The organism is Hornefia porci, assembly GCF_001940235.1.
GTDB classification, from domain to species: Bacteria; Bacillota; Clostridia; order Peptostreptococcales; family Anaerovoracaceae; genus Aminicella; species Aminicella porci.
Genome location: NZ_MJIE01000001.1, coordinates 1,376,809 through 1,395,521, shown reverse-complemented (window position 1 = coordinate 1,395,521; position 18,713 = coordinate 1,376,809). Strand labels below are relative to the sequence as shown.

The 18,713-nt window shown below is 54.1% G+C and carries 18 protein-coding genes; 9 read left to right on the top strand and 9 right to left on the bottom strand.

From position 1 onward, the window contains the following. Positions 1-44: 44 nt before the first annotated feature. The 5 genes from BHK98_RS06715 to BHK98_RS14070 form a co-directional block, all read right to left on the bottom strand. Positions 45-1,454 carry an amino acid permease gene (locus BHK98_RS06715; protein WP_083628099.1) on the bottom strand — a complete coding sequence of 470 codons (1,410 nt, stop codon included), beginning with the start codon at positions 1,452-1,454 and terminating at the stop codon, positions 45-47. A 148-nt stretch (positions 1,455-1,602) separates the two neighbouring features. Beyond that, positions 1,603-2,319 carry a cysteate racemase gene (gene cuyB, locus BHK98_RS06710; RefSeq protein ID WP_075712763.1) on the bottom strand — a complete coding sequence of 239 codons (717 nt, stop codon included), beginning with the start codon at positions 2,317-2,319 and terminating at the stop codon, positions 1,603-1,605. Between the two features lie 280 nt (positions 2,320-2,599). Next, positions 2,600-2,875, bottom strand: coding sequence for a hypothetical protein (locus BHK98_RS06705; protein WP_143404553.1), 276 nt, complete (start codon positions 2,873-2,875; stop codon positions 2,600-2,602). Then, the gene (locus BHK98_RS13640) at positions 2,853-3,026 is read right to left on the bottom strand and encodes a hypothetical protein (protein WP_192846834.1); all 174 of its coding nucleotides are present in this window, start codon (positions 3,024-3,026) and stop codon (positions 2,853-2,855) included. The genes BHK98_RS06705 and BHK98_RS13640 overlap by 23 nt, the downstream gene beginning before the upstream one ends. Further along, complete coding sequence (locus tag BHK98_RS14070; RefSeq protein WP_083628097.1) at positions 2,954-3,127, bottom strand: helix-turn-helix transcriptional regulator; 174 nt, start codon at positions 3,125-3,127, stop codon at positions 2,954-2,956. Before BHK98_RS14070 ends, BHK98_RS13640 begins: the two co-directional genes overlap by 73 nt. Positions 3,128-3,831: 704 nt before the next feature. Here BHK98_RS14070 and BHK98_RS06695 point away from each other — a divergent pair. Beyond that, entirely contained in the window at positions 3,832-4,101 is a 270-nt protein-coding gene (locus tag BHK98_RS06695) for a type II toxin-antitoxin system prevent-host-death family antitoxin (protein WP_075712761.1), read from the top strand. Between the two features lie 7 nt (positions 4,102-4,108). After that, a complete protein-coding gene (locus BHK98_RS06690) occupies positions 4,109-4,381 on the top strand; it encodes a type II toxin-antitoxin system RelE/ParE family toxin (protein WP_465250942.1) in 273 nt (90 codons plus the stop codon). A gap of 93 nt (positions 4,382-4,474) precedes the next feature. Here the strand turns inward: BHK98_RS06690 and hcp are convergent, their stop codons facing one another. After that, a complete protein-coding gene (gene hcp, locus BHK98_RS06685) occupies positions 4,475-6,109 on the bottom strand; it encodes a hydroxylamine reductase (RefSeq protein ID WP_075712759.1) in 1,635 nt (544 codons plus the stop codon). A 306-nt stretch (positions 6,110-6,415) separates the two neighbouring features. Here hcp and BHK98_RS06680 point away from each other — a divergent pair, with 306 nt between their 5' ends. From BHK98_RS06680 to BHK98_RS06660, 5 genes are all read left to right on the top strand, one after another. Further along, positions 6,416-6,922 (top strand): MarR family winged helix-turn-helix transcriptional regulator, encoded by a 507-nt coding sequence (locus BHK98_RS06680; protein ID WP_075712758.1) that lies wholly within the window; start codon positions 6,416-6,418, stop codon positions 6,920-6,922. Next, entirely contained in the window at positions 6,919-9,228 is a 2,310-nt protein-coding gene (locus tag BHK98_RS06675; protein WP_075712757.1) for an ABC transporter ATP-binding protein, read from the top strand. The genes BHK98_RS06680 and BHK98_RS06675 overlap by 4 nt, the downstream gene beginning before the upstream one ends. Positions 9,229-9,246: 18 nt before the next feature. Then, the gene (locus BHK98_RS06670; RefSeq protein ID WP_465250957.1) at positions 9,247-11,100 is read left to right on the top strand and encodes an ABC transporter ATP-binding protein; all 1,854 of its coding nucleotides are present in this window, start codon (positions 9,247-9,249) and stop codon (positions 11,098-11,100) included. A 199-nt stretch (positions 11,101-11,299) separates the two neighbouring features. Continuing rightward, entirely contained in the window at positions 11,300-11,914 is a 615-nt protein-coding gene (locus BHK98_RS06665) for a cytidylate kinase-like family protein (RefSeq protein ID WP_075712755.1), read from the top strand. A gap of 17 nt (positions 11,915-11,931) precedes the next feature. Further along, on the top strand, positions 11,932-12,147 hold the full coding sequence (locus BHK98_RS06660) for a hypothetical protein (protein ID WP_075712754.1): 216 nt from the start codon (positions 11,932-11,934) through the stop codon (positions 12,145-12,147). Positions 12,148-12,255: 108 nt separating this feature from the next. Here BHK98_RS06660 and BHK98_RS06655 read toward each other — a convergent pair whose 3' ends face one another. After that, positions 12,256-13,134: a LysR family transcriptional regulator gene (locus BHK98_RS06655; protein WP_075712753.1), complete on the bottom strand. Its 879-nt coding sequence runs from the start codon at positions 13,132-13,134 to the stop codon at positions 12,256-12,258. A 178-nt stretch (positions 13,135-13,312) separates the two neighbouring features. On the opposite strand from BHK98_RS06655, the gene BHK98_RS06650 reads away from it, so the two are divergent. After that, complete coding sequence (locus BHK98_RS06650; RefSeq protein WP_075712752.1) at positions 13,313-14,353, top strand: YeiH family protein; 1,041 nt, start codon at positions 13,313-13,315, stop codon at positions 14,351-14,353. A gap of 15 nt (positions 14,354-14,368) precedes the next feature. Here the strand turns inward: BHK98_RS06650 and BHK98_RS06645 are convergent, their stop codons facing one another. Beyond that, complete coding sequence (locus BHK98_RS06645) at positions 14,369-15,076, bottom strand: DUF554 domain-containing protein (RefSeq protein WP_075712751.1); 708 nt, start codon at positions 15,074-15,076, stop codon at positions 14,369-14,371. A gap of 73 nt (positions 15,077-15,149) precedes the next feature. Then, positions 15,150-16,031 carry a LysR family transcriptional regulator gene (locus tag BHK98_RS06640; RefSeq protein WP_075712750.1) on the bottom strand — a complete coding sequence of 294 codons (882 nt, stop codon included), beginning with the start codon at positions 16,029-16,031 and terminating at the stop codon, positions 15,150-15,152. A gap of 409 nt (positions 16,032-16,440) precedes the next feature. Here BHK98_RS06640 and pflB point away from each other — a divergent pair, with 409 nt between their 5' ends. Beyond that, positions 16,441-18,672 (top strand): formate C-acetyltransferase, encoded by a 2,232-nt coding sequence (gene pflB / locus BHK98_RS06635; protein ID WP_075712749.1) that lies wholly within the window; start codon positions 16,441-16,443, stop codon positions 18,670-18,672. Positions 18,673-18,713 lie beyond the last annotated feature (41 nt).

The following is an 18,713-nucleotide window of genomic DNA, read 5'->3' as shown; positions in this document are numbered from 1 at the left end:
GACGGCAGCAAACTGCGCTGTGTGCTGCCGCATGATTTTGTTCACTACATATCGATATTCTTCGCTCTCGCGTCGCCGTGTTTCTTTACATAAAGCGTCGCAAGGACGTAGATTCCGATGTAGCAGATCGCGCTGACGATGATTCCTGTGCGCTGCGAGGCGTCGATAAGGGATACGACCAGCATGATCAGGAAGGCCAGAACGCCCAGAACCGGTACCAGAGGATAGCTTGCGACCCGGAACTTCAGATCCTTCAGATCGCCGCCCTCTGCGACATAGCGCTTTCTGAATCTGTACTGGGAAATGCAGATTACGGAATACATGAAGATGTTGGCGCCTCCGATGAAGTATACGATGAACAGATATACGGTGTCTTCTGCGACGAACTGAGCGACGATGCCGATCATCGCGAAGAGCATGGAGACGATCAGCGATCTAGCCGGCACGCCGTTTTTGTTGGTCTTTGCGAAATACTTCGGCGCCTGTTCAAACTTGGCCATGGACCACAGGTACCGCGCGCAGGCGAAGGTGAAGTAGTTGCCCGAGGTCAGCGCGGAGGTCAGAACAACGATGTTGACGATCAGGGCTGCGCTGGGCATTCCGGCGTTGCGGAATACGTAGACAAAGGGGCTGCCCAGAACGTTTGCCTGCTGCCAGGGGAGCAGGGCCGCGACGATGGCGATGCTGATTACGACGGAGCCGATCAGAACCAGAAGAGTGATGTTGATGGCCCGGCCCATTTTGTTCTCGTCCTGAATCTCACCGGCTGTAGACGCAACGATCTCCGTTCCGGCATAGGCGTAGAAGGACGTCAGAATGACTGCTCCCATTCCGGCGAGACCGGTCGGGAACGCACCGTCGCTGAAGTTGGAAAATCCTACTGCGTCTCCGCTTCCGAGACCCCCCATCATTCCTGCGCCTACGATGATGAAGGCAACGATCATGATCAGTTTAATTGAGGAGGCCCAGAAGGAGATGTTTCCGAAAATTTTTACGTCCAGCATATTGACGCCGAACAGCAGTGCAGAGAATACAACGATCCAGAGCCATGTGGGCGAATTGGGGATGATGTCCCGCATGATGATGGCGGAGGCCACAACCTGTGCGGTGATGGTCATCGCGCCGCCGATCCAGTTGACCCAGCCGATGGTGAAACCCATGGCCGGACCGATAAATTCTGTGGAATAGGCCTGCAGACTTCCGGAAACCGGCATGGCGGCAGACATTTCGCCCAGGCAGGTGGTCATCAGCCAGACGATCAGGCCTCCGATGAGGTACATCACGATGGCTCCGCCCGGTCCGGCTGTGGAAATAACGTCTCCGGAACTCAGAAACAGTCCCGTTCCGATGGTACCGCCGACGCCGGTCATGATCGCGGCGCGGGTCGTCATGTGTCTGTTCAGACCCTGGCTGGTGTCCATCACATGCTGAATGCATGGCACTTTCTTACTCATAAAACTTACCTCCTAAAACAAAAACATAAAACAAAATAAAAAATGAAAATATGCAAACGCACCGGTATGCCGTCACTGCCGTACCCGGACCGGCTCGCGAGCTCGCCGGCGCGCCAGAACGGCGAAATCAGCAGGTGTCACATCGGCATTACCGGCCCGGTTTTACTTTGTGCCCGGAAAATTCAATGACACGGCGCGCCAGCACTTCCAGCGGGTCTTTGTACATATCGCCCAGGTCGTTGTCGCTGCCGATGACGGAAAGCTCCGTGCAGGCCAGAAGCGCCCGCCCGCATCCGTGTCCGGTCAGTTCTCTGTGGATGTCTGCCCAGGCCTCCCGATCGTATGGCAGACCCGCCTTGACACAGTCGTAAATCTCGTGCATGACCAGCGCCTGACCCTCGGAGCCGGGAACAAAGGGCTCAAGTCCCTGCGCTTCCAGCGCCTTCTGGTAGAGCCCGGTTCGGATGGTTCCGTCCGTGGCAAGTATGGCGACTCTGCGGTTTCCTGTTGCCGTCGCTTCCTCTGCGGTTTCTCCGGCAGTCTCCCGGATCATATGGATAATCGGGATGTGCAGTTCATCGGCGATTTTGTCCGCAAAGTAATGAGCCGTGTTGCAGGTGATCGCGATGGCGTCGCAGCCGCAGTTTTCCAGTGTCCGTGCGTCCTCAAGGAGTCGCGCCGTGACCTCGTCTGTCTTTCCGCTGAGAATCGCCTGCGTGCGGTCCGGCATCTGGGGGTCGCTCAGGATCATCATCGGGACGTGATCCTGGTCTCTGTCCGCAACCGTTTTCTCCGTGACCATCTTATAAAAAAGCTGACTGGCCATGGGCCCCATGCCGCCGATTACACCGATTTTCCTGTTCATATTTATTCACACTCCTTATATATTAATGCGAGTTCTGCCGGCGCACATTACCATTGGATTGATTGTGCGCCGCGGCGCTGCTGATAAACTGCTGTCAGCGCCCATTAAGTCCGACGGGGACTTAATGGGCAGATACTAATTATAATAGCACGGAGCGGAAAGATAACAAGTGGACAGAGGAAAAAAACACTGTTCTGATTTGTACCTGTTCACAAAAAAAGGCTCGTACTCTCGTTTCATGAGCACAAAGCCTCGTAAGGGTTTTTCAGAGGTGCAGCGGTCAGTCGGAGGAAAGCAGCTCGTCGATGTCTGCTTTGCCCAGCGACCCGAAGCTGATTCCGCACATCGAAACTGTTTTATGACCTTTCAGGTTGACCGACGCCTCCTCGTGCCCGCTGCCGACATATCCGCGGTTGAACTCACTCAGACTCCCCTTGACGAGAAGTCCTATGTTCAGCGTATTTTCTTCACCTGCCCGGTAATACCGGTCGCTGCATATTTTCTGCACGCTGATCCGATACGACAAAGCCACCTCAGAAGAGATGCTTTTCTGCAAGTTCCCCATTCAATGAGGCTAAAATTTTGGCATAGTCTTTTGTTGAACCGTTGTCCGCGCCGTATCCGAGAAGTTCGCTTACCGAAGCGTCAAAAACATCTGCCGTCTCAGACAATATATCTGCATCCTGAACAGATATGTTATTTTCCATTTTGACACGGTCTGTCTTGTAACGCCGAGTTTATCAGCAAGTTGTTCCAGAGTCATTACTGCTCGTTTGCGCAAATTTTTTATATTTTCACTGAGCGTCATAACTGATCCTGCCTTTCCTATTTGTCTTTGCCGTTTTGCAGTCGGCTTCTCTGTATTCTATTCCCATTATGCCGCCGGATTTCCTGTTAATCAGGCAACGCAATTTAACATTTGTATCAAGCGTTGCAGTCATCCGGACTTTTTGAACAGATAGAGCGCACAATAGCATTTAAATATATTTTTCTGAATAATTCAATGTATCTCTGCGAGGAGCAGTGCTTAAGTAATAAGGGTGATTTGCACGAATATTAATAGCAAATGTAGTTTATATTCAATAAAGAATGATATTTTATTTGTTATTCGGATTCGGAATTCTGTAACAACAAAGACTGGATTATCACTCGAATAAAAAGCTGTAAAAATTCACGTTGAATTTTACAGCTTTTGTGTATAATATAAGTAGTATCTGCTCATTAAGTCCCCGTCGGACTTAATGGGCGCTGACGGCAGTTTGTCAGCAGTGCCGCGGCGCACAATCTATCCAACGGTAGTGTGCGCCGGCAGACACTACTTGATGCCTGTGCTCAGGGATTCGGCCGTTTCCGAATCCCGCTGCCGCAGGGTTTTCGGATGAAACGCTTGAAAACCTTGCGGCAGACCATCGAATATGCTCTTTGTATTATTGATATTTCAAGCATATTCGATAGCTGAGCACGCATTAAGTAGCAGAAACAAGATAAAATCAAGGAAGGAGCTGAAAGTATATGGCGAGTATTTTACCGGTATCTGATTTGAGAAATTATAATGAAGTCCTGAAAAACTGTCGCAAGGGTGAACCTGTATATCTTACAAAGAATGGCAGAGGTCGTTTTGTGGTGGTGGATTTTGAAGATTATGAACGTGATCGTGCGGAAAAAAAGCTTTTGATGAAGTTGCAGGAAGCCGAAGAAGCAGTGAAAGACAGTGAGGGATGGCTGGATTTGGATGAATTGAAGGCACTTGTGGGGGAACAAGATGTTAAAATTGCGGATTAACCCGATTGTGGCAAAGGATCTGAAGAATATTCGGGATTACATTGCTGAAGACAATGAGGAATATGCGGCAAAGACCATAAAGGAAATTTACGGTAAATTTGAAAATCTCCAGATGTTTCCGGGAATGGGATCAGATCTTTCAAAGCGAGTCAGTTTAAGGACAGATTATAAATATGCGATATGGGAAGACTATGTGATTATCTACAAGGCAGGTAAGGAGTATGTTGAGATTTATCGAGTAATCAACCGGCATCAGGATATTACGAGGATTTTCGAATAATGCTCAAAAAAACGCCCCGGCGAACTGTGTCGCACGGGGCGCTTTTGACTGTATCGGCCTCCGCGGTCGCGGAGGCCGCCGGGCCGTTGAATATCAGCCGAAATATTTCTGAATGTCGTCCTCGACTGTGCCGATTCCGCCGATTCCGAAGTTTTCCACCAGAACGTTGGTCACGTTCGGTGAAAGGAAGGCCGGAAGGGTCGGTCCGAGGTGGATGTTCTTCACGCCAAGGTACAGGAGCGCCAGCAGTACGATGACCGCCTTCTGCTCATACCACGCGATGTTGTAGACGATCGGCAGATCGTTGACATCGTCCAGCCCGAACACTTCCTTCAGCTTCAGCGCGATCAGCGCCAGAGAATAGGAATCGTTGCACTGGCCGGCGTCGAGAACACGGGGGATCCCGTTGATGTCGCCCAGTCCCAGCTTGTTATATTTGTACTTGGCGCATCCTGCAGTCAGGATCACCGCATCCTCCGGCAGAGCCTTCGCGAAGTCCGTATAGTAGCTTCTCGCCTTCTGACGACCGTCGCAGCCTGCCATTACGACGAACTTCTTGATCGCGCCGGACTTGACGGCGTCCACAACCTGATCGGCCAGTGCGAACACCTGCTCGTGCGCGAATCCGCCGACAATCTCACCCTGCTCCAGCTCTGTGGGAGCGGCACAGCTCTTCGCCTGCTCGATGATGGGAGAGAAGTCCTTTACCTCACCGTAGGCCGCGTCGATGTGTCTGCATCCCGGATATCCGGCGGCGCCGGTGGTCCAGAGACGGTCTTTGTAGCTGTCTTTCGGCGGGACGATGCAGTTGGTGGTCATCAGGATCGGTCCGTTGAATTTCTCGAACTCGTCCTTCTGCTGCCACCAGGCGTTTCCGTAGTTGCCTACGAAGTTGTCATATTTCTTGAAGAACGGATAGTAGTGGGCCGGCAGCATCTCGGAGTGAGTGTAGACGTCCACGCCGGTTCCCTTTGTCTGCTCCAGAAGCATCTCCAGGTCCTTCAGGTCGTGACCGGAGACCAGGATTCCCGGATTGCTGCGGACGCCCAGGTTCACCTTGGTGATTTCCGGATTGCCGTAGGCGCCGGTGTTTGCCTTGTCCAGCAGCGCCATGCCCTGTACGCCGTATTTTCCGGTTTCCAGCGTCAGTGCAACCAGGTCGTCCACGGACAGCGAGTCGTCCAGAGTCTTCGCCAGCGTTTCCTGAATGAACACATCGACGTCGGCGTCATCCTCCAGCAGCGCGTTCGCATGCTTCGTATATGCGGAGAGACCCTTGAGACCGTAGGTGATCAGCTCGCGCAGGGAGCGCACGTCCTCGTCCTTGGTGGACAAAACTCCGTTGGCGGCGGCTTTGGCCGCGTATTCGTCCTCGCTTCCGTTCCACAGCGCGGCCGGCGGCAGGTCGTTGTTGTTGTGAACCTGACCCAGAAGCTGCTGCTTGACTGCCAGAGTTTCCTTGACTCTGGCCACGATGGCGTCCTTGTCGAAGTTAGCATTTGTGATTGTAGTGAACAGATTGAGCGTCACCAGATGATTGACATCCTTGCTGACCGCGGTTCCTTCCTGACGGAGCCGGCAGGCGACCGCGGAAAGTCCCTTTGTGACATAAATCAGCAGATCCTGCATCGCAGCGACCTCCGGCTTCTTGCCGCATACTCCGGACACGGTGCAGCCCGTGCAGCCGGCGGTTTCCTGACACTGATAGCAGAACATTTTGTTTTCCATATTGATTACCTCCGTTTTCATGGCGTTCGCTGAGCGTGCGCTCTGAGCGGCTCGGAAAAGCCGGATCCCGGGGCGCCGTCACTGCGTATCGGTTTCGTATGTTATCTGCATGATATCACGTCAGTGGGGGGGACGACGGTAACAAATGTTACGCGGCTGGAATTTTTACAAAAGTTTACATGACCGTTGCGGAGTTTTTTCTTGACACGGTGAGGGCGCGGTGCTACAATAATTAACATTGTTAATTATTAACAAAGATAACAATATGCGTGCGCGGACAGACAGAACGGCGCGGAGGGAGGACGTATGGACAGGAAGAATGCAGGAAATGAGGAAAATGAACGGATTCGTGAAGAGCAGCGGGAGCTGATTCATCTGATCGGACGCATCAAGCGGCTTCATCCGCAGATAAAGGACTGCGAGCTGAATCAAGGGGACCTGAATACCATGATCGCCATCGGGCATGAGATGAGGGACGGAGATTACGTCAGGGTATCGGATATCGTACAGGCGCTGCCGGTGCCGCCGCCGGCCGTTTCACGGAGTCTGCGGAATCTCGAGCTGAAGGGATATACCCAGAGGTCTGCGGATCCCGGTGACCGGAGGAACACGCTGGTGCGCCTCACTGAAAAAGGATGGAAAAAATGCGGACAGTGCAGGGCGCAGATGGATCAGTTCTTTCGGGGGATTTTCCTCCGGATGGGACGGGAAAACGTCAGAATGCTGCTGGATTCCCTGACGCGGCTGGTGGACGCCGCAGAGGCGGAGAAGGCAGAGCGCTGTGATAAAGGGAAGGGAGACGAAAATATATGAGGAAAATAATCGGGAACCTGAAGCCCTATCGGGTCACGGTGATAATCCTGGCGCTGATGCTCTGCATCCAGGCTTACTGTGACCTGGCGCTGCCGGAGTACACACAGGACATCATCGATGTGGGGATTCAGAACAAGGGCATTGAGCATATCGTGCCGGAGAAGATGACGGCGGAGGAGTATAAATCTGCGTCAATCTTCATGACAAAGACGGAGAAAAAGACGTGGAAGAGCATCTACACCAGACAGGGGAGCCGGTATGTTCTGAACGTCACGGATGGAGACAGGCTGGACGAGCTGGATCAGGAGCTTCTGACTCCGATCGTGCTCACCTACGAGATGGGGCATACCAGTGTGTCCCGGTTCAGAAAAATCATCCGTTCTTCTCTGCTGCAGCAGAAGAACCCTCAGAGCAGGACTGTCGCATCGCGTATTGACGATATGTCGGTAAAGGAAATCGGAGAGCTGCTTCATTATGACATCGACACCTTCCGGGCGGAGGATGAGAACGGAAAGGTGAAGACATATGTAGACATGCGTTCGATGATGCAGAGCATGATCGATTCCGGAGCCATGTCGGACTCGGCGGTGACAAAGGCGAAGAAACAGATGGAGGAGACCATCGACTCTGTGGGGACGCAGACGCTGAAATCCATGGGAATTGCCTATGCGGCCGGATGTGACAAGGCGGCGGGGATGAATGTGGACCGGATTCAGAAGCAGTATTTATGGAGAGAGGGCGGCAGGATGTTCCTGATGGCGCTGATGATGTTTATCGCCGCGGCAGTGGCGTCCTTCTTCGCGGCTCGGATCGGCGCTTCTGTGGGGCGCGACCTGAGGGGGAAACTGTTCCGGAACGTGATGAGCTTTTCCAATGCGGAGATCGGCAGATTCTCCTCCGCGTCGCTGATTACACGCTGTACCAACGACGTGCAGCAGATCCAGATGGTGACGACGATGATGCTGCGCATGGTCATGTATGCGCCGATTATGGGAATCTGGGGCATTATCAAGGTGGCACAGACCGGCGCTCATATGGGATACATCATCGCTCTGGCGATTCTGATGATCATTGCGTTTGTGGGCGTTCTCTTCGCAGTCACGCTTCCGAAGTTCCGTATTATGCAGAAGCTTGTGGACGGTCTGAACCGGGTCTCAAGGGAGATTCTCACCGGACTTTCGGTAATCCGCGCCTTCGGGAGAGAGAAGGAGGAAGAGAAGCGGTTTGATGTCGCCAATGAGAGGCTGAAAAAGACACAGCTGTTTACCAACCGTGTCATGACGCTGATGCAGCCGTCCATGCAGATGTTCATGTTCGCGCTGATCGTTCTGATTACCTGGGTATCGGCGCACCGCATTGACGACGGAACTCTTCAGGTAGGCGCGATGACCGCGTTCATTACATATTCGATGATGATCGTCATGTCCTTCTTAATCATCACGGTCATGTCCATCATACTTCCCCGAGCAGGCGTTGCGGCGGAGCGGATCGATGAGGTCATCCGGACCGGCTCCTCGATTCAGGATCCGGAGCATCCCCGGGAAATCAGCGCGCCGAAGGGCGTTGTGGAATTCGAGCATGTGGACTTCCGTTATCCGGACGCGGAGCATAATGTGCTGACAGATATCACCTTTACCGCGGAGCCGGGGAAGACCACAGCTATTATCGGGAGCACAGGCTCCGGAAAAAGTACTCTGGTGAATCTGATTCCCCGTTTCTACGACATTACCGGCGGAAGGCTGAAGGTGGACGGCGTGGAAATCCGGGATCTGAGCCTGCGCGCCCTGCGCGGCGAAATAGGCTTTGTTCCGCAGAAGGGAGTGCTGTTCTCCGGAACCATCGCCTCCAACATACGCTTCGGGAACAAAGACGCGTCCGACGAGGAAATGCGGGAGGCTGCGGAGATCGCCCAGGCGACGGACTTCATCGAGGAAAAAAACATGGGCTTTGAAAGTGACGTATCACAGGGCGGAAGCAACGTGTCCGGAGGTCAGAAGCAGCGGCTCGCCATTGCCAGAGCCATCGCCCGGCGGCCGAAGATCCTGATTTTCGACGACAGCTTTTCGGCGCTTGACATGAAGACAGACGCGAAGCTGCGGAAAAAGCTGTCTGAGAAGGTAAAAGACGCGACCACGATTGTTGTCGCACAGCGGATAAGCACGATCCTGAACGCTGACCAGATTCTGGTGCTGGATGAAGGACGTATGGTGGGGAAGGGAACCCATCAGGAACTGATGGAGAACTGCGAGGTATATCGCCAGATCGCGGAATCGCAGCTTTCCAGTACGGAATTGGAGGGGATATAAATGAAGGAAGACAGTTCGATGAAAACGGCGCCCCGCAGGCATCCCGGACCGGGGGGCCCCGGCGGACACAGCGGACCTGCGGGGATGATCCCCGGTGAAAAACCGAAGCATTTCCGGAGATCCTTCGGGGACCTGCTCCGGTATATGGGAAGATACAGAATCGGCGTGTTTTTCGTGATGATATTCGCGGCCGCGTCCACGGTATTCAACGTGATGGGACCGAAAATCATGGGAAACGCCACCACAGAGATTGCCGAAGGACTCATGCGGAAGATCAGCGGAACCGGAGGAATTGATTTCGGAACAATCGCCCGTATCCTCCTGATAACGCTGAGTCTGTATATCGCAAGCGCGGTGTTCGCGTTTCTGCAGGGCTGGATCATGACGGGAATCACCCAGAAAATCTGCTACCGCATGCGTCGGGAGATTGCGGAGAAAATTGACCGGATGCCCATGAAATACTTTGAGAGCAGGACATACGGAGAGGTTCTCTCCCGCATCACCAATGACGTCGATACGCTGGGAACCGGACTGAATCAGAGTATTACGCAGATTATCACCTCTGTGGCAACTATCATCGGCGTGATCGTGATGATGCTGACTATTTCACCGCTGATGACGCTGATCGCGCTGGTCGTCATTCCGGTTTCCGCGGTGCTGATGACCCTCCTGATCCGGTTCTCGCAGAAATATTTCAAGACGCAGCAGAATTATCTGGGTCATATCAACGGGCAGGTAGAAGAAAATTTCGCCGGACAGCAGGTTATCAAGGCGTTCTGCAAGGAGGACGATGTGATAGAAACCTTCGGGCAGACCAACGACGTGCTCTATGATTCCGCCTGGAAGTCGCAGTGTCTTTCGGGAATCATGCAGCCGCTGATGATGTTTGTCGGAAATCTGGGATACGCAGGCGTCGCTATTTCCGGAGGCTTCCTGGCGATACGCGGAACCATCGGAATCGGAGACATTCAGGCGTTCATCCAGTACGTCAAGAATCTGACGCAGCCCATCGCCCAGATCGCGCAGGTCATGAACCAGGTGCAGTCCATGACGGCGGCCTCGGAACGTGTCTTTGAATTCCTCGCGGAGGAAGAGGAGGAACTAACGCCTTCGGATCCGGTTCATCTGGAGAAGGTTGAGGGGCGCGTCCGGTTTGACCATGTCCGGTTCGGATACAGCGAGGATCAGATTGTCATCAACGACTTCAGTGCGGAGGCTGAGCCCGGGCATAAAATCGCCATCGTCGGCCCGACCGGAGCCGGCAAGACCACGATGGTCAAGCTGCTGATGCGCTTCTACGATGTGAACGCCGGAAGTATCACGCTGGACGGCGTGGATATCCGCCGGTTCGACCGTCACGAGCTGCGGGAGAACTTCGGTATGGTGCTGCAGGACACATGGCTGTTTTCCGGAACGATTATGGAAAACATCCGCTACGGACGTCTGGACGCGACGGATGAGGAAGTCATCGCTGCGGCGAAGGCGGCTCACGCCGATCACTTCATCCGGACTCTGCCGGGAGGCTACGATATGGAGCTGAACGAGGACGCCACCAATGTCTCTCAGGGGCAGAAGCAGCTGCTCACCATCGCCCGGGCGATTCTGGCGGATAACCGTGTGCTGATTCTGGACGAGGCCACCTCATCGGTGGATACCCGTACAGAGGAGCAGATCCAGGCCGCCATGGACACTCTGATGGAGGGGCGGACCAGCTTTGTCATCGCTCATCGCCTTTCCACGATACGGAACGCTGATCTGATTCTGGTCATGAACCACGGCGACATTATTGAGCAGGGGACTCATGAGGAGCTTCTGGCGCAAAACGGATTCTACGCGGATCTCTACAATTCTCAGTTCGAGAAGGTGTCCTGAGGCAGCCGGCGCGACGACGGCATCGCCTGATGTCTGTGAATGCGAGGCTGGTCGGCCTCGCGCCTGCGCAATCTGCCCGACGACAGCAGATCTAAAGCAGGCCGCGCCCGCGCCCTGCGAAAATATTGTCTGAAAAATGCTGTTTCTTTTCCGCTGCATTTAGTATATAATGATGATATACAAAGAAGGGGTGAGGCAAATGAAGAAGCTAGTCACAGTAAGCAGAGAATACGGAAGCGGCGGCAGACAGATCAGTGCCATGATTGCGGAGAAGCTGGGTGTCCCGTGCTATGACAAGGAAATCATTGACATCGCCGTCAAGAAAAGCGGTCTTTCCCGCGAGGTGATTGAATCGGCGGAGCTGAGAGCGAAGAGTGCGTTTACCTATACGCTGTCCTCCGCGATGGTGTTCGGCGATAATATCTACCGCGAACCGATTTCCATGAACGAGAAGCTCTTTCTGACACAGTTCGATATCATCGAGCAGATCGGCGAGCTCGGCGAGGGCGTCATTGTCGGACGCTGTGCGGATTACATTCTGAAGAACATTCCGAATGTGACCAACGTCTTCATCTACGCGGAGCTTCCGGATCGGGTCAAACGCTGTGTGGAGGTATACGGGGACGACCCGGAGGAGGTCAGAAAGAAGATCGCGACCTACGACAAGGCCCGGGCGAATTACTATAATTACCACACCTGCCAGAAATGGGGAGCGTATGAAAACTACAATCTCAGCATTAACAGCAGCTACATATCCGAAGAGGCGGCTGCGGATCTGGTAGTTGACTTTGTCAGGACAAGAATGTACAGATGATCTGAAGGAGGTAGAACATGAACAAGATGAGCGCGAACAAAGCGGATCAGGGCAGAAAGACCACGTCTAAGGCCGCGAAGGTGATGCTGGCGGTCATTGGAGTCGGCGTAGTCACCGGAGTGACTCTGGTTATCGGAATGGATCAGGTCATGAAGCGTATTTTCGTCAACGAGGACTGGCCGGACGAGGAATGGTCCAGCGACGACTGGGCCGGAGAGGATCTGGAGGATTAAGTCTGCGAAAGCAGATAGAAATGATATGTCGGAAGACGGGAAAGCCGCCGTACCGGGCGCTGAGAGGCGCAGGTGCGGCGGCTTTCTGTCTGATGCGGTGCGGGCGGCTTATCCCCGAAGTTCCAGGCAGATTTCGCGGAACGTATCCGCGAAAAGGCTCCCTTTGTTCCATACGAAACTGAAATCGTGACGCACCCGGAAATCACGCAGCCGGAGCTCCCGCAGGCTTCCCCGTGACAATGCTTCTGCCGCCGCCGCGCGGTACATGAAGGAGATTCCCATATCCGCCTCCAGCAGTTGGAGGATGATATGCATACTTCCGATTTCGACGCACCGGCTGAAATCGCCGATGTTCAGCTCCGCCGCGGCGAGGTTTTTCTCAAGGATATCCCTAGTGCCCGAGCCCGGTTCCCGGATCAGCAGAGGCTCATTCAGAACCTCACGGAGCTTCAGCGGTTCGTGTGCAAAAGCATGCTTTGCCGATGTTACCGCGATAAAGTCTTCTGTGCTGTACCGGCAGGAATCGAATTCCCGGGAATCAAAATGCCCTTCGACCAGCGCCACGTCCAGCGTACCCTGCCGGATCCGCTCCAGCAGCTCTGTCGTGTTGGCAGCGGACAGATGAAGGCTGAGCTCGGGGTTCCTGCGCAGAAAACGAACCATCGGGCGGCCGATGACAAAGTCGGCGATGGTTTTGGTGGTGCCCATGCGAAGCTCTCGGACCTGCGCATCCGTGTCCTTCAGCTGCTGACGCAGAAGCTCCCCGTCGCTGCGGATCGTCCGGGCGTGACGCATCAGCAGAGTTCCTGCGGGGGAGAGCGATATGCGCTTATTTTTGTGCACAAAGAGCGGTACGCCGTATTCCTCTTCCAGGCTTCTGATGTGCCGTGACACCGCCGGCTGCGTAAGACCGAGTTTCGCCGCCGCGCGGGTGTAGTTCAGGGTTTCGCAGACCGTGAGAAAGGTCTGAAACCGATAATCCAACATGCTGAAATTCCTCCTCTGAAGCCGTGTGCCTGAAATGACGATAATACATATACCATTGTATCATAAAATTTCCGTATGAATACATGAAAAAATATGATTTTACTTTATAGTTGAAAGAGGGTATGATGTGAGAAGTCCGCTGACGGCGGATAAACGGAGAAAGTGAGGAAAAAACAGAATGGAATTTGTGAAAACGAATGGAAGAGGAATTCTGCTCTGCGGCGGAATCGCCGCGCCGGCATGGCTGCTGGGAAGGGCGTTCCCGGTGGTGGGAGGGCCGATTTTCGGGATCCTGATCGGGATGGTGTTCTGTCTGGCTTTGCGTGACAAAGGTGTGTACCGTGCGGGAATCGCTTTTACCTCAAAGAAGATTCTGCAGACGGCCGTGGTATTACTGGGATTCGGTCTGAATCTCGGCGTTATCGCGCAGACGGGAAAACAGTCATTGCCGATTATCCTTTGTACGATCACTACATCGCTGGTCATCGCCTGGCTCCTTCATAAAGCGACAGGGACGCCGGGACAGCTTTCCATGCTGATCGGAGTCGGCTCGTCCATCTGCGGAGGTTCTGCAGTGGCGGCAACGGCAAGTGTAATTGATGCGAAAGACGAGGATATCGCCCGGGCAATTTCAGTGATTTTCTTCTTCAACGTTCTGGCTGCGGTTCTGTTTCCGCCTCTCGGACATCTGCTTGGCTTTGATACCGCCAGCGGAGAGGCGTTTGGCGTTTTCGCCGGAACGGCGGTGAACGATACGTCGTCGGTGACTGCGACGGCGGCGACCTGGGACAGTATGTGGAATCTCGGCACGGCGACACTGGACAAGGCGGTTACGGTCAAGCTGACACGGACTCTGGCGATTATTCCGATTACGATGGCGATCGCATTCATGCGGACGCGGGATGAGGAGGTCAGAGAACGCGCGGAAGGTAAAAAGGTTCCGGTTCTCAGTGTTTTTCCGATGTTCATTCTCTATTTTATTCTTGCGTCTGTAATTACGACAGCGGCGACCGGCGCCGGCGTTCCTGCGGACATATTCACGCCGCTGAAGGAACTCAGCAAGATTTTCATTATCATGGCGATGGCGGCGATCGGCCTGAACACGAACATTGTGGAACTGGTGAAGAACGGCGGGAAACCCATTCTCATGGGACTCTGCTGCTGGATCGGAATCACGGTCGTGAGTCTGGTGCTTCAGCGGGTGATGGGTATCTGGTAATGCCCGCCCGCCGCATCAGTACAGCCCCAGCGCCTGCATCAGCTGAAGAGCGAACGGTACTGCGAGGAATGCGGGCAGAAGGTTGATGACCTTCAGGCTGGTGAGCTCAAGCATGTTGGTGCCGATGGCGACGATCATCAGGCTTCCGCTGCAGGAAAGCTCCAGAATCAGAGCGTCTGACAGAAACGGCGCGAGAGACGAAGACAGCAGCACGATGGCTCCCTGAGCGATCAGCGTGAAGAGCGCGGATCCGTAGACGCCCGCACCCATCGTGGCGCCCAGCATGACGCCGGTGATGAGATCCAGCAGAGACTTTGTATAGAGCATCGTATAGTCGCCCTTCAGGCCCGCATCCAGAGAACCGACGATCATCATGGCGCCGACGCTCATGATCAGACAGGAATTGATAAAGGCCTCCGCTACTGTGATCCGGCCGCCTTCCGCTTCCTTTTTCTCAAAGCGCCTCGTGAGCCGTTCTGTTCCACGGCTGATCCGGCCGTCCAGGTCGCAGAGCTCGCCGACAGCGGCGCCGGCCACACAGGAAAGGATGAGGATCAGTGCGTTTTTCTCCTGTATACAGCCCTGCAGGCCGATGATAACGACGCACAGTCCCATCACCTTCATCATGATGTCTGAAACACGCTCCGGAATTCCTTTTTTGAATATCAGGCCGAGACTCGTGCCGATGACGATCGCTATAGTATTGATGATAACTGCAAACATAACAGACCCTCCCTTTGCTGATACTACTCTACCACAGGGGAGGGTCTCTGTGAAATGAATTGTGGTCATGAATTCATTCCTTTTTTTCATCGATTTTTTCATCAGTCCGGACAGAAACAAATCGGATCAGCCGGCGCAGGGCATCAGGTACATGGGATTCGCAGTAAATGAGCTCGGCCGTTTCGGAATATATCTCGCGCATGGGAAAAACCGCGAGGGTTTCCGTGTTCGCGGCGGTTCCAGAGGGGATCAGAGCGAAGCCCCTTGACATGCCGAGGTTCATCAGCTGCTCGGCGAAGGATTGAACCTGAAGAACGTCCGAAAAATCCGCGCCCAGATGACGGCGGAGCATCCGGCGGCATGCGCTGTGATAGGCCGTCGAATCGGTCTTTGTAATAAAAGGCGTCGACTCAATCACCCGCACAAGCGACCCGCAAGTCTCCAGAAGCTGCCGGGAGCATACAAGATCCTCGTCAATCCGCAGAATCGGAAGCCGGCGAAGATTCCTGCCGCCGATTTCCAGCACATCCGGCGCAATCAGAGCGTCCACGCGTCGGTCCTGAAGCTCCTGAAGCATCCGCTCCTTCTCATCATATCGGAAAAAGAGGCGGATATCCGGAGTTTCCTCTTCAAACGCCCGCAGCACGGCGACATCGATATAATCCGTGGCGACTATGCCGATGCGCAGTTCCTTTCCGGCGTCCCGCGCGAGCTCCTCGCACAAAGCCTGATACGAGAGGAGGATGCCGCGGATTCCGTTGTAAAAGCGCTCGCCGGCAGGGGTCAGGCGCACCGTTCTGTGCGTTCTCGTGAACAGAATACAGTTCAGCTCCCGTTCCAGGCCGGAGATGTATTTGCTCATCGTTGTCTGGCTGATGTGACAGCGCTCCGCCGCCTGCGTGAAATTCAGTGTTTCTGCCGCCGTCAGAAAATAGCCGATTTTAGAAAGATCCATGGAGACTCCTTTCGCACGTTACTGCCGCGTCATCTTCCTTTGTTATGCCGCTGTTATAATGCTATTATACCGTGTCCGCTGCGGAAATGCAAAATGGGATAAAAATACTTTTAATGGAAAAAACTGTATGAAAACCGGACAGCAAAGAGAATCCGGTACGGATTCTTCCCAGAGAGGAAACGTACCCTGAAAAATAACCGTCAAAACGCCTATAACCGTTCCGATTGCGCGGATAGGGAGAATCCCGGATGTATGGATAAAAATACATGATTTTATTCTGGTAAAGGGGGTTGACGAGAATACAGACAAGATGTTAATATGCTCTTGTATACAAGATACAGACAGCCGCGCGGCGCATTTCGCGGCTGATAGAAAGCATTTGGCATAGACAACGGAAAGGAGTAATCGTATGAGAAAAGAGTGGGAAGGGTTCAAGGGAGGCCTCTGGCAGGATCAGATCTTTGTGGATGATTTCATCAATCTGAACTTCACCCAGTACAACGGCGACAGCAGCTTCCTGGCGGGCCCCACGGAGAGGACGGCCGAGGTCAACGAAAAAGTGAAGGACCTTCTGGTCAGAGAGAGGAAGAACGGCGGAACGCTGAAGGTGGACGCCAGCAGAATCATGCGCATCAACGCGTTTGAACCGGGATACATCGATAAGGACAGAGACATCATCGTGGGACTGCAGACGGATGAACCGCTGAAGAGGGGAATCTGCCCCTTCGGCGGAATCAAAATGGTCCGGGAAGAGGTTGCGGAGTACGGTGAAGAGCTTCCCGAGAACATTCAGTTCCTGTTCAACTATATGACCTCTCACAATGACGGCGTGTTCAAGGCCTACTCTCCGGAAATGAGAAAGGCGAGACATCTGGGCTTCATCACCGGCCTTCCGGATGCCTACGGACGCGGAAGAATCATCGGCGATTACAGAAGAGCCGCGCTTTATGGTCTGGATTATCTGATCGAGCAGAAGCAGAAGGATCACGATGAGATCAGCTCCCGCGAGGAGATGACGGAGGAGAACGTGAGGCTGTCCGAGGAGGTCTGGAACCAGATCGCCGCACTGAAGGAAATCAAGAAGATGGCGGAGGGCTACGGCTTCGATATCTCCCGTCCGGCGCAGGATGTGAAGGAAGCGATTCAGTGGGTGTACTTCGCGTATCTGGCGGGCATCAAGGAGGAGAACGGAGCAGCGATGTCTCTGGGCAGAACCGCGACATTCCTGGACGTCTATGCGGAGAGAGACCTTGCGTCAGGCAGATACACTGAGGAGCAGATTCAGGAATTCGTGGACGACTTCATCCTCAAGCTCAGAGTGGCGAGACATCTGAGGACGAATGAGTATAACGAGCTGTTCGGCGGCGATCCCATGTGGATCACTGAGGGCCTGGGCGGCATCGGCGCTGACGGCAGACACAGAGTCACCAAGATGACTTACCGCTATCTGAATACTTTGTACAATCTTGGCCCCGCGCCGGAACCGAATCTGACGGTTCTCTGGTCGGAGAAGCTGCCGGAGCCGTTCAAGAGATTCTGCGCTCAGGTCTCCATCGACACGGATTCAATTCAGTATGAGAATGACGACAAAATGAGACCGAATTACGGAGACGACTATTCCATCGCCTGCTGTGTTTCCGCGATTCAGATGGGAGAACAGATGCAGTTCTTCGGCGCGCGGTGCAACCTTGCCAAGTGCCTGCTGCTGGCTATCAACGGCGGAATTGACGAGCGCACAGGCGAGCGCGTGGGACCGCAGATGGAGCCCATGGGCGACGGCCCGCTGGACTTCGACGAGGTGTGGAGAAGATACAATATTTATCTGGAATGGCTCATGGGCGTATACGCACGCATCATGAACATCATCCACTTCATGCACGACAAATATGATTACGAGAGATCGCAGATGGCGTTCCTGGATTCCGAGGTGAAGAGGCTGATGGCGTTCGGCGTCGCGGGATTCTCGGTAGCGGCGGACTCCCTGTCCGCGATTAAATACGCGAAGGTTACGCCGATCCGTGATGAGAGAGGGATTATCGTGGACTACAAAACTGAGGGCGATTTCCCCAAGTACGGCAATGATGACGACAGGGTAGACGATATCGCGGTCGCGATCTCGGAAAAGTCCATTGCGGAGCTGAGAAAGCATCCTGCTTACAGAAACGCGGTCACCACTCTGTCGGTGCTGACGATTACATCCAACGTGATGTACGGAAAGAAGACCGGAAACACGCCGGACGGACGCCGGGCGACGACGCCGTTCGCGCCGGGAGCCAATCCGATGCATCAGCGGGATACCCACGGAGCGGTCGCGTCGCTGAACTCGGTGGCCAAGATCGACTGGAACACCTGCCAGGACGGAATCTCCAACACCTTCAGCATCACCCCGGATTCCCTCGGCAAAGACAGGGAACAGCGGACAGATAACCTGGTCACTCTGCTGAGCGGATACTTCAATCAGGGTGCGCATCATCTCAATGTGAACGTGCTGAATCGCGAGACTCTGATCGACGCGTACAACAATCCGGATAAATATCCGAGTCTGACCGTCCGCGTCTCCGGATACGCGGTACGCTTCAACGCGCTGTCCAAGGCCCACCAGAAGGAAGTCATCGAGAGAACCTTCCACGAGGCGATTTAAGATATAGGATAATGTCCGCCCGCAGAGCTCCGCGCGGGCTC